Source organism: Pseudomonas cyclaminis, assembly GCF_015163715.1.
Taxonomy (GTDB): Bacteria; Pseudomonadota; Gammaproteobacteria; order Pseudomonadales; family Pseudomonadaceae; genus Aquipseudomonas; species Aquipseudomonas cyclaminis.
Map to the genome: position 1 here is coordinate 1 of NZ_JADDUM010000332.1, position 9,898 is coordinate 9,898.

Sequence of the window (9,898 nt, forward strand, 5' to 3'; positions counted from 1 at the left end):
TTGACCGGCTTTGTCTTGAGGGCTCAGCGCACCAGGCAAGGCTGCTTGTTGTTATAGCTCCACCCCGGAATCAAGAACTGCATCGCCACGCTGTCATCCCGCGCCCCAAGGCCCATGCCCTTGTACAGCTCGTGGGCCTTGGCCACGGCGTCCATGTCGATGTCCACGCCCAGGCCCGGTTTGGCCGGCACCTTCACGTAACCGCCTTCGATCTTCAGCGGTTCCTGGGTCAAGCGTTGGCCGTCCTGCCAGATCCAATGGGTGTCGATGGCGGTGATGTCGCCCGGTGCGGCGGCGGCCACTTGGGTGAACATCGCCAGGGAAATATCAAAGTGGTTGTTGGAGTGCGAACCCCAGGTCAGGCCCCAGTCGTTGCACATCTGCGCCACGCGCACCGAGCCCTGCATCGTCCAGAAGTGCGGGTCGGCCAGGGGAATGTCCACCGATTGCAGCTGGATCGCGTGGCCCATTTCGCGCCAGTCGGTGGCGATCATGTTGGTGGCGGTCTTGAGGCCCGTGGCGCGCCGGAATTCGGCCATGACTTCACGCCCCGAGTAACCATTTTCGGCCCCGCACGGGTCTTCGGCGTAGGCGAGTACGTGGTGCTGGTCGCGGCACAGGCGGATGGCTTCCTTGAGTGACCAGGCGCCGTTCGGGTCGAGGGTGATGCGTGCATCGGGGAAGCGTTCGGCCAGGGCGGTGACGGCTTCGATCTCTTCGTCGCCGCTTAAAACGCCGCCCTTGAGCTTGAAGTCGTTGAAGCCGTATTTGGCCTTGGCGGCTTCGGCCAGGCGCACCACGGCTTCGGCCGTCAGGGCTTTTTCATGGCGCAGGCGGAACCACTCGTCGTCGGCATCCGCTTCGTTGCGGTAGGCCAGGTTGGTGGCATTGCGGTCGCCCACATAGAACAGATAGCCAAGCATTTTCACCGCGTCGCGCTGCTGACCTTCGCCGAGCAAAGCGGCCACCGGTACTTCAAGGAACTGCCCCAGCAAGTCGAGCAGGGCCGCTTCCATGGCGGTGACGGCATGGATAGTGATGCGCAGGTCAAAGGTTTGCAGGCCGCGGCCGGCCGAATCCCGCGCGGCAAAGGTGCTGCGCATCTGGTTGAGGATGCGTTGGTACTGGCCGATGGGTTGGCCGATCACCAGGCTGCGCGCATCTTCCAGGGTTTCGCGGATACGTTCGCCGCCCGGCACTTCACCGACGCCGGTGTTGCCGGAGCTGTCCTTGAGAATCACGATGTTGCGCGTGAAATACGGGCCGTGGGCGCCGCTGAGGTTGAGCAGCATGCTGTCGTGGCCGGCCACGGGGATGACCTGCAAGTGAGTAACGACGGGAGTAGTCATGGCAAGTTCCTAAATAGGCTCAAAGAGGTTTGCTGAGGGTCGCGCTGGTTGGCGCCACACTTGACGAAATCGATGGGGCAGAGGGCGCGGTCTTGGCGAAAAACACCAGGATCGCCGCCAGCACCGAGGTGCCGGCCAGCCCGTAGAGGCCGCCCTGGATCGAGCCGGTGGTCTGCTCCAAAAAGCCAAACGTGGTCGGCGCAACAAAGCCGCCCAGGTTGCCGATGGAGTTGATCAGCGCGATCACCGCCGCCGCGATGCGCACATCCAGATAGCCCTGGGGGATCGGCCAGAACAGCGACGACGCTGACTTGAACCCGATGGCCGCAAAACAGATCGCCACAAAGGCAAACACCGGCCCGCCGGTGGTGGACATGAACATCCCCGCCGCCGCAATCAGCAGTGCCGCCGCCACCCAGGCTTGCTGGAACTTGAACTTGCCCGACAGCGACGCGAAGGCGTACATGGCGATGATCGAGATCAGCCACGGGATCGAGTTGAAGAAGCCCACCTGCACATCACTCAAGTCACCCATCTTCTTGATGATGCTCGGCAGCCAGAACGTCGCCGCGTAAATGGTCAGCTGGATGCAGAAGTACAGCGCGCAAAACAGCAGGATCTGGCGGTCCTTGAGCAGCTTGCCGATGGTGGGCTTGACGCTGGTCAGCGCCTCACGCTGGCGTTGTTCCTCGTCGATGGCGCCGACCAGAGCGTCCTGTTCTTCGCGGGTCATCCATTTGGCGTCGTGGGGCTTGGAATCCAGCCAGAACCACACGAAGAAACCGATCACCACCGAGGCCAGGCCTTCGATGGCGAACATCCATTGCCAGCCGTGGAAGCCAAAGCCTTCGATCTGCAATAACACGCCCGACAGCGGGCCCGAGATCAACGAGGCCACCGCCGAGCCGCTGAGGAAAATCGCAATCGCCTTACCGCGTTCCACGCCCGGCAACCAGCGTGTGAAGTAGTAGATCACGCCAGGGAAGAAGCCGGCTTCGGCCACGCCCAGCAGGAAGCGCAGGATGTAGAAGTGGGTTTCGTTCTGGATGAACGCCATCATCGTCGCGACGATGCCCCAGGTGAACATGATGCGGGTCAGCCAGATACGCGCGCCGACCTTTTGCAGCAGCATGTTGGAAGGCACTTCGAAGAGGGCATAACCGATGAAGAACAGCCCGGCACCGAACCCGTAGGCCGCTGCGCCGATGCCCAGGTCATGCTCCATGTGCGTGCGCACAAAGCCGATATTGACCCGGTCGATGTAATTGAGGATGAACATGATCACGAACAGTGGGAGCACATGGCTCTTCACTTTGCGCACGGCACGTGCGAGGACCGGATCACTGTGTGGAGCGGCAGATGCATGGCTTGAATTGTTCACAATTCAAAACTCCCCCTGGTTATTTTTATGTGGGTTTGCGTGTCTTGTTGATAGACATCATACAAGTGCGTTTCTGTAGTCCGCAATCCGGCACTCGATGTTTTTGTGCTTATAAGGCCCTGTGATGAGTGAGTGTTTTGGTTATTTGTCAGTGTTTATTGGGTGTAATGCTGGTAAGTAGGCGGTGAAGAACCCAGCGTTGACGGTGGCTGGCGCTGTCGAGATATCTGCTAATCAGATTGGTTGTCATACAAGTTGAGTGGTTTTTCAATCAACCTCGGCGACGTGCTGGGTCTGGGTGTTAAGCTCCCCCCAGCCCAACCCCTTGGACCTGCAGCAATGCCCAGTGAAACCCCAATCCCCGTGCGTAAACGCTCCACCAACCTGGCCCAGGGCGTGGTCGACGCCCTGACCCAGCGCATCCTGCTCGGTCAGTTGAAGCCGGGTGAGAAGCTGCCGTCGGAATCCACCATCGTGCTGGAGCACGGCGTCAGCCGGACGGTGGTGCGTGAGGCACTGTCGAAGCTGCAGGCGGCCGGGCTGGTGGAGACGCGTCACGGCATTGGCACGTTTGTGCTGGAGCAGAGTGCCCAGCAAGGCTTGCGCCTGCATGTGGACACGGTCGCCAGCGTGCGCAACATGCTGGAGCTGCGCCTGGGCCTGGAAGTGCAAGCAGTGGCGCTGGCGGCGCTGCGCAGGACCGACACGCACCTGGCCCACATGCGCGTAGCCCTGGACGACTACCAGGCCTCCCTGGCCAACAACGACAGCTGCGTGGAAGAGGATAAGCGCTTCCACCAGTTGATCGCCGAAGCCACCGGCAATACCTTCTTCACCGAAATCATGCTGCACCTGGGCAGTGCGATGATTCCGCGCACCCAGGTGAAGGGTGACGAGCGCGGCGGGGCGGACTTTGCCAAGCTTGGGCAGTTGGCGAACCTGGAGCATGAGGCGATTTTCAATGCAATCAAACGCCAGGACCCGGACGCCGCACGCGCCGCCATGGTGTTGCATCTGACTAACAGCCGGGATCGATTTTCCGGGGAATGATAAGGAACGCAGGTTGAACGAACACACCTTGTCCATGCGCCTGGAGCGTGTGGCCGCACATGTGCCGAACGGCGCACGCCTGGCCGATATCGGCTCGGACCATGCCTACCTGCCAGTGGCGTTGCTGCGCCGTGGCGTGATTGAGGCGGCGGTGGCGGGGGAGGTGGCGAGCACGCCGTTCCAGGCGGCCGAACGCACCGTGCGTGACAATGGCCTGGAGCAGCAGATCACCGTGCGGCTGGCCGATGGTCTAGCGGCCATCGAAGCGAGTGACGCTATCACTGTCATCAGCCTCTGCGGCATGGGCGGCGAGACGATTCGCGACATCCTCGAAGCTGGCAAAGCCCACCTGAACGGCCTTGAGCGCCTGGTCCTGCAACCCAACGGCGGTGAGCAACCGCTGCGCCTGTGGTTGATGAACAACGGCTATCGAATCCTCAGTGAAGAGCTGCTGCACGAGAACCGCTTTTATTACGAAATCATCGTGGCCGAGCGTGCTGGCGCGATGAGCTACACCGCCGAGGAGCTGTACTTCGGCCCGCTGCAAATGCAGGCCCGCAGTCCGGTATTTTTAGCCAAGTGGCAGCGTGCGTTGCGCCTGAAACAGAAGACCCTGGCGGGCTTTGAGCAGGCGTTGCAAGCGGTGCCCGAGGCGAAGCTGCAAGAACTCAGCCGGCAGATCAGATGGATCACCACGCTGCTGGCTTGATAACCCTTCATTCAACCGTGATTACCAGGAACCCCGCAATGGCAGACGCTACCGACGAAGCCTTCTACGATCGCGCCGACGCGCACATCGAACTGTCGAACGAACAACTCAAAACCTTCGAACACCTGGGCCAGGTCAGTGCCTCGATGACGTTCGGCACGACGCGGTTCAACGCCTGGGCTTGCGCACGCAACTTCAAATCCGGCGCGCACATGGCCGAGGAGCGTGAAGCGATGCTCAAGTATTTCTGTGACCAGTACCGGATGATGCTTGAGGATAACCTGGACGATCACATCAAGAATTTCGCCCAGTACATGCAGGCCAGGTAGCCCAGGGGTCCGCTCTTTTCATCCTGTCCTCGCAACGCCTGCGCCAATGGTTACAGCTATGTTTTGACCCTGAGTGCTTTTGCCCCATTTTCGCGCACGCCCAGGGCGCCAAAAACGCACAACCCGCCCTATTTCAGGGCCGTGCGCCAACGGCCCGTATCTTGCTAGAGCCAAGCCAATCAATGACATGGCACTTTGCCGTTAGTCATTTCAAGGTTTGGCCCACCGTGCACCACGTGGGTTGTTTGAGGGAGTAGTCGGACATGCACAGCTTGTTATCACCCGGTATCCGCCTGCTCGGACGTATGGGGTTTGCGCGCAAATTCCAACTGTTGTTTTTCCTGTTCATGCTGCCCCTGGCCGGGAGCCTCTGGATGATCGGCCAGGACTATCGCGATAAATTAGGCGTGATTTCCACCGAGCAGTCCGGCGTGCGCCAACTGTTGGCCCTGGATGCATTGGACGGCCAATTGACGGCCCAGCGCAACCTGGCTGCGCGTTGGAAAGCGGCGGACATCCTGCACGCGCCGACGCCGGCGGCGAAGGCCGCGATGGAAAAGGTCGATTCGAATTTCCCGCTGATCCAGCAAAGCCTGCAAGCCTTGGGCGATGCGCTCAAAGCCCAGAACGCCAGCGCCGACATCCTCGTGCGCTACGAGGCGTTGCAGGCCACCGTCAAAGGCATGGACTCCGCTTCCCTGCGCACGGTGGGCTGGTGGCCGGATGGCTACGACCGTTTCACCTCGGCACTGAGCGCGATGCAAACCCTGCGCGAACAGATCACCCTGGACGCCGGGCTGATCCTCGATCCCTGGCTGGAAACCTACATGCTGATGCAGATGGGCACACAGCAGACACCGGACCTGATCGAGCGTATCGGTCGTATGGCGGGCGTCGGGCAGTCGTCCATCGCTTCGGGGCAGTTCACCCTGCAAAGCCGTTTGCAAATGCGCGACCTGCGCGGCCGCATTGGCGACGCTCGCGACCAGTTGGTCAAGGCGGCTGCTTCGCTCAAGGCCAAGCAATTCGAGGGCATGGAGCCCTGGACCGCGCAGTACGACAACAGCCTGCAACTGTTGGATAACGAGCTTAAAGTGCTGGATGACGGCGTGTTCGGTGGCACCATCAAGCTCGATACCGCCGGTTTCGAGCGCAGTGTCGATGCCATGCTCGGTTCGCTCAGCGCACTGCGCGTGCAGTCGCTGACCTCCCTGGACGAGCGCTTGAGCTATTACCACCGCGACGCGAACAAACGCTTCATTCCTCTTGCAATGGTCTTCGGCGTACTGGCCCTGGCCGCGCTGTACCTGTTCATGTGCCTGCAGGCTTCCATCCGCCGCAGTGCCAGCGGCATCACCACCCTGGCCGAATCCCTGCGCGACGGTAACCTGTGCGTCGAAGTGGCGGTGCAAGGGCGCGACGAGCTGGCGCTGATCAGCACCGCGCTGAACGTCGCAGTGGTGCAGTTGCGCACCAGCTTGTTGGGGGTCAACCACGAAACCCAGCAGCTCGGCTCGGCGGTGCTCACCCTCAATTCCCAATCGGGCAGCACCCTCAGCGAAGTCGAAGACCAGCAGCATCAAATCAGCCAGATCGCTGCCGCCGCTACGCAGTTGGCGGCGACCTCCATGGGCGTCGCCAGAAGCTGTGAACAAGCGTCGGGCAGTGCCCAGCAAACACGACGCATCGCCGAAGACAGCAGCCGCGACAGCCAGCGCACCACGGCCAGCATCCAGCAACTCAACCAGCGCCTGACCGACACTGCCGATGCATTGCAGCAGGTCAGCCAGCAGGGCCAGCAGATTCAGTCGGTGGTCGACACCATTCGCGGCATTGCCGAGCAGACCAACCTGCTGGCGCTCAACGCGGCCATTGAAGCGGCTCGTGCCGGTGAGCAGGGTCGGGGCTTTGCGGTAGTGGCCGATGAAGTGCGCAGTCTTTCGCAGCGCACCCAGGCGTCCACGGCGCAGATCGCCGGCACCGTCGACAGCCTGCGCGCCACCGTGAGCCAGGCGGTCACGCTGATGGGCGCGCGTGCGAGCAAGCGTTGACCGACGCCGAGTCCGTCACCGGCCTGGGCACGCGCTTGGGCGAGATTGCGGCGCGGTGCAGAACGTCACCGACACCCTGGCGCAGATCGCCACAGCGGTGGAAGAGCAGGCGGCGACGGCGGATGAAGTGAGCGGCAACATCCAGCAAGTCGACCAGGCGGCAGGGCGTTTGCTGGATGGGGCACGGGCGGTCAACCGAGCGGCGGACACCTTGAGCAAGGGCAGTCAGGCGTTGAGTGACAACACCGCGCGGTTCCGTTTGAGCTGAGTGCTATTGGGCCGCGGTCTGCAGGACTTCAATCCACAGCGCACCTTTGCCCGAAGCCGCCTCACCCACGCGCTTCAACGCGCCGGTGTCGCTGACCGCGTAGGTACCGACCTTGTCGCTTTTCTCGCCGGTAACCAGCAACCACTGGCCATTGGGCGAAAACGCGATATTGCGCGGCTGTTTCTCTTCGACCGGGTAGTTGTCGAGGAACTTCAAAGCGCCCGTCGCCGCGTCCACCGCAAACGCTGACACCGAACTGCTGGTGCGCTCGCTCATCAGCAGCAGCGTGCCATTCGGTGACAGGCGCAGGTCGGCGGCCCAGATTCGCGGTGTGGGGTCGTCCTTCAAGTCATTGTTGCGTGCATCACGCACTTCACCGTGAGCCAGCTTCAAGCGCGTGGGAATGCCATTGGCCACACCGATCTGCGTCAGCGCGCCGGTGCTGTCGTCGATGGCAAACGCAGTGACGGTGCCGCTCATTTCGCCGACCACATACAGGTATTTACCGTTGGCCGAAAACGCCAGGTGCCGGGGCCCGGTGTTGGTCGGCACGCTCACGTAGCCGGTGCCGATCGGCGTGAGTGCGCCGGTGTTGGCGTCGAAGCGGTATTGCAGCACGTGGTCGTTGCCCAGGTTGCCGGCGTAGGCAAAACGATTGCTTGGGTCGGTGCGCAGGGAGTGCGCGTGGGGGCCGGTTTTGTAGGTGAGGATCGGTTCCGGCTTGTCGATGGGCTGCACGCTGAGGGTGTCGGCACCGTAAGAGGCCGCGAGCAGGAAACGTCCGGCGCGATCGGTGGCGAGGTAGGCCATGCTTTCAGCCAACGGCGCTTTGGATTGCGGCGTCAAACGCCCGCTGGCCGGATCAATGCTGAAACCCTGCACTTGAAACGGCTTGACCCGCAACGCCGCATACAAGGTTTTACCGTCGGGGCTCAGCGCCATGGGGTTGACCTGGTCACCGGCTGTCACCTGGTTCACCAGGCTCAACGCGCCGCTGCTCTCGTCCAGGCGGTACTGGGAAATCAGGCCATCGCCGGGGCTGGAAATGTACGCGAAGGTCGCGGCGTTGGCGTGTGCACTGAGACCGCAGGCAATAGCGGCGGCCATGATGAGGGGTTTATTCACGAGTGAGCCTTTATTGTTATGGTTGTGATCAGTCATCGTATGACTGTATTTCGATCTGGGCAATAGACGGTGTATCTTGCGGCGCGTCACGGGCATGATGAGCGGCATGAATCACGACCCCAACGCACTGTACTGGCGCTTCCAGACACCTGATCCCGGCATTGGCCCGCGTGAACGCATGCCGATGCTCGCCGAGGAACTCGCCTGGGCGCACGAGCACGCAAGCGGGCATCGCTTCAGTTGGATCGCCGTGTTACTGCCGCCGCTGTGTTTCGGCGTGTTCCTGCCCTCACTGGTTTTTTTGCTCAGCCTGTTGCTGTATCGCGCCGTCTTCTCGCCGGGGTTGGATGTCGACGGCATCATCGGCCATTCATTGGGCTGGCAGGCGCTGGCGACGCTGGTGTTCACGGCGGCGTGGGCATTGCGTAACTACCTGCGCGACACCCGCGACCCGATCAAGCGTTACTGGCAGACGATGCCGGGTCAAGGTGTGGTCGAGTTGGAGCGTCACACCCTGGTATCGGGCACGAGCCTTTGGTCTTCGGACTTCGACCCGGACTGCAACACCCTCATGCAATGGAAAAACGGCCGGCTTGAACAGGCCCAGAGCAGCGGGGTGTCGCAATGGGTCGTGGCCATGACCACGACGGGTCGCTGGCTGGTGATCAAGGACGAATACCCCGGCCCTTTCACCTACGACCGGGTAGGGCGCATGCCCGCTGCGCAACAGCGCATGCAACCCTGCCGTGACCTGTCCTTGGCGTTCGCTCCCCGCACGAACGTACTGCTGGGCCGACGGTTTGACGGTGCACCGATAGCCTTGACCCACACGGACTATTGGCTGTCTGCCGAAGAACTCAAACGCCTGGTGGAGGTTGCGCACCACTGGCGGTTTTTCCCGCCGGACCGGTATGGCGTGGTCAACCCGCAAGATGCGCCGTGGCTGCAACAGCTGCTAGAGAAAGCCCGCTCACCACAAGGTTACATTCAGCCAAAAAGTGATACTTGTTCATCTCCTACTGCGCGCTAGCGTTAAGGCTCTTCAGGAATTCCACCAAGAGCACCGGAATGCGCCCCACACCTCAATCCCATCGTCTGCGTCACGGTCGTTATTCAGAACAGGGTCGTAGCTACCTCATCACCGTCGTCGTTCATCAGCGTCAACGCTTGTTCACCGACCTTTACCTGAGCCGTCTGCTGGTTGCCGAACTCCGGCAGGTTCATGAGATGGGGCTGGTTGAGTCTCTGGCCTGGGTCATCATGCCTGACCACATTCACTGGTTGTTTGAGTTGAAACAACAGGATTTGGCAGGCGTGGTGCGACGTATTAAGTCGCGCAGCACGCTGGTCATCAACCGGCGGCGTCAAAGCAAAGAGCGCGTTTGGCAACCCGGCTATCACGATAGAGCGGTGCGTGCGGAAGATGATCTTCGCAAGATGGCGCGGTACATCATTGCCAACCCTTTACGAGCCGGTTTGGTGGATCGGGTGGGCGATTACTCGTTGTGGGATGCGGCGTGGATTTGAGGAGGGAGAGTGAATACCCTGTGGTGAGCGGGCTTCTGTGGTGAGCGGGCTTGCCCCGCGCTGGGCTGGCGCCAGAGCCCCATCAAGCCGCCCCCGTTTTTCCAGACAA

Annotated in this window: 10 protein-coding genes; 7 read left to right on the plus strand and 3 right to left on the minus strand. The window is 61.5% G+C overall.

Annotation, left to right across the window (positions count from 1 at the left end; genetic code table 11):
* Positions 1–23: 23 nt before the first annotated feature.
* Both gudD and IQK56_RS29895 read right to left on the minus strand, forming a co-directional pair.
* Entirely contained in the window at positions 24–1,349 is a 1,326-nt protein-coding gene (gene gudD / locus IQK56_RS29890; RefSeq protein ID WP_193862240.1) for a glucarate dehydratase, read from the minus strand.
* 19 nt (positions 1,350–1,368) lie between these two features.
* A complete protein-coding gene (locus IQK56_RS29895) occupies positions 1,369–2,730 on the minus strand; it encodes an MFS transporter (RefSeq protein WP_150760326.1) in 1,362 nt (453 codons plus the stop codon).
* 339 nt (positions 2,731–3,069) lie between these two features.
* Here IQK56_RS29895 and IQK56_RS29900 point away from each other — a divergent pair, with 339 nt between their 5' ends.
* From IQK56_RS29900 to IQK56_RS31875, 5 genes are all read left to right on the plus strand, one after another.
* Positions 3,070–3,780, plus strand: coding sequence for a FadR/GntR family transcriptional regulator (locus IQK56_RS29900; protein ID WP_150760325.1), 711 nt, complete (start codon positions 3,070–3,072; stop codon positions 3,778–3,780).
* Between the two features lie 13 nt (positions 3,781–3,793).
* On the plus strand, positions 3,794–4,489 hold the full coding sequence (locus tag IQK56_RS29905) for a tRNA (adenine(22)-N(1))-methyltransferase (protein ID WP_150676152.1): 696 nt from the start codon (positions 3,794–3,796) through the stop codon (positions 4,487–4,489).
* Between the two features lie 38 nt (positions 4,490–4,527).
* Positions 4,528–4,818 (plus strand): DUF3144 domain-containing protein, encoded by a 291-nt coding sequence (locus IQK56_RS29910; RefSeq protein WP_193862239.1) that lies wholly within the window; start codon positions 4,528–4,530, stop codon positions 4,816–4,818.
* Positions 4,819–6,446: 1,628 nt separating this feature from the next.
* The gene (locus tag IQK56_RS31870) at positions 6,447–6,869 is read left to right on the plus strand and encodes a methyl-accepting chemotaxis protein (protein WP_425274659.1); all 423 of its coding nucleotides are present in this window, start codon (positions 6,447–6,449) and stop codon (positions 6,867–6,869) included.
* A 55-nt stretch (positions 6,870–6,924) separates the two neighbouring features.
* Positions 6,925–7,137, plus strand: a complete 213-nt coding sequence (locus tag IQK56_RS31875) for a hypothetical protein (protein WP_425274658.1) — start codon at positions 6,925–6,927, stop codon at positions 7,135–7,137.
* Between the two features lie 3 nt (positions 7,138–7,140).
* On the opposite strand, the gene IQK56_RS29920 is transcribed toward IQK56_RS31875, so the two are convergent.
* Positions 7,141–8,298: a lactonase family protein gene (locus IQK56_RS29920; protein WP_150676154.1), complete on the minus strand. Its 1,158-nt coding sequence runs from the start codon at positions 8,296–8,298 to the stop codon at positions 7,141–7,143.
* A 70-nt stretch (positions 8,299–8,368) separates the two neighbouring features.
* Here IQK56_RS29920 and IQK56_RS29925 point away from each other — a divergent pair, with 70 nt between their 5' ends.
* Positions 8,369–9,292 carry a hypothetical protein gene (locus IQK56_RS29925; RefSeq protein ID WP_193862238.1) on the plus strand — a complete coding sequence of 308 codons (924 nt, stop codon included), beginning with the start codon at positions 8,369–8,371 and terminating at the stop codon, positions 9,290–9,292.
* 38 nt (positions 9,293–9,330) lie between these two features.
* Positions 9,331–9,789: an REP-associated tyrosine transposase gene (locus IQK56_RS29930; protein WP_193862237.1), complete on the plus strand. Its 459-nt coding sequence runs from the start codon at positions 9,331–9,333 to the stop codon at positions 9,787–9,789.
* Positions 9,790–9,898: the final 109 nt, after the last annotated feature.

Coding starts and splice junctions, on each gene's coding strand:
- gudD (WP_193862240.1), bottom strand. CDS start 1,349: ATGACTACTCCCGTCGTTACTCACTTGCAGGTCATCCCCGTGGCCGGC.
- IQK56_RS29900 (WP_150760325.1), top strand. CDS start 3,070: ATGCCCAGTGAAACCCCAATCCCCGTGCGTAAACGCTCCACCAACCTG.
- IQK56_RS29910 (WP_193862239.1), top strand. CDS start 4,528: ATGGCAGACGCTACCGACGAAGCCTTCTACGATCGCGCCGACGCGCAC.
- IQK56_RS31870 (WP_425274659.1), top strand. CDS start 6,447: ATGGGCGTCGCCAGAAGCTGTGAACAAGCGTCGGGCAGTGCCCAGCAA.
- IQK56_RS29920 (WP_150676154.1), bottom strand. CDS start 8,298: ATGACTGATCACAACCATAACAATAAAGGCTCACTCGTGAATAAACCC.
- IQK56_RS29925 (WP_193862238.1), top strand. CDS start 8,369: ATGAATCACGACCCCAACGCACTGTACTGGCGCTTCCAGACACCTGAT.
- IQK56_RS29930 (WP_193862237.1), top strand. CDS start 9,331: ATGCGCCCCACACCTCAATCCCATCGTCTGCGTCACGGTCGTTATTCA.